Consider the following 1196-nt stretch of genomic DNA (forward strand, 5'->3'; position numbering starts at 1 on the left):
GGTGCTTGACGTCACCACGTCTTGACCATGCTTCACTTCTTGCTCACTACGATCAAGTAAGTGTCGAATCTCAATAGCGGACTGGCTACTCTTCGCTGATAGCTCTCGTACTTGCTCGGCAACCACAGCAAAACCTCTACCCTGATCTCCTGCTCGCGCCGCTTCGATTGCCGCATTTAAAGCCAGCAAGTTGGTTTGCTCTGCGACAGAGGTAATCAAGTCTGCCACTTTCATGATTTCTTCATGGCTAGTAATGATCTGGCTGATGGCTTGAGTAGAATCTTCTAGCAGTTCAGAGCTTTTCTCTGCTTGTTGATGAACGTCTTCACTCTTCTCGCGCAGCTCTTCCACAAACTTGCTCGACTCTTCAATCCCTGTGGCCATGTGATGTACTTGTTGGCTCATTTGCTCTGCCGCACTTGCTTGAGATTCACTATTCACGTTGAGTGCATTGACTTGCTCATCCAACTGCGATGATTGCTCATCAAGCGCTTGCGAAACAGATTTCAGCTCTATCGAATTTAAATTAGCTTGTTCCAATACTTCAGCCAGATGCAGTTCACCTTCTGTTGCTTTTTTGGCGACTTGTTCACTTTCGACTTTTGCTGCTTCGGCATTTTCAATCGCATCATCACGTTGCTTAGCAGTAAATGCCTGAGCGATACAAATCACCACCAGCGGCAATACGGTACCAGACCAAATTTCTAATCGCTGAGAAGCTTCCGATAATACCAGTTGAGGAAACTCAAAACCTGAAACATGCTGATGTGTCATTAAGGCGGAAATGGCAATCACCACGCCACTCCAAGCAATAGCGATAAGACGAGTGCCAGATAAGAAGAAAGCGACAACCAACAAAGGCACCCAATAAGTTTGAGTTGAATCAACCACACCACCACTTTGATAAATGATATTGAGTGCATGCACCGACATCCCGACAAAACCAAGGTTAAGTGATAACGCAGGTTGCTTAAACCATTTGAGACTAGAAGCGGAAATAAGCTCAAGAGTAATCAGAATGATAGAAGTTAAGATCAAGCTTTCGTGTCCATGCTTGAACCACTTAATTAAGCTATAAATTCCGACCAGAAAAGCGATGAAGGTAAATAAAGAGAGGATGTCAGCTTGACGTTGTTGCGTTCTCGTCCATTGAGGTTGGCGCGGCATAAATACACTGCGCCACAGCGTGGCTGGAT

At 45.4% G+C, this 1196-nt stretch carries 1 protein-coding gene; it reads right to left on the reverse strand.

Going from position 1 to position 1196, the window contains the following annotated elements; genetic code table 11:
* Positions 1-1196: methyl-accepting chemotaxis protein (locus R8269_RS25220; protein ID WP_318222909.1), on the reverse strand; the 1196-nt coding region annotated here is incomplete at both ends.

It is taken from the genome of Vibrio sp. Vb0667, from assembly GCF_033391095.1.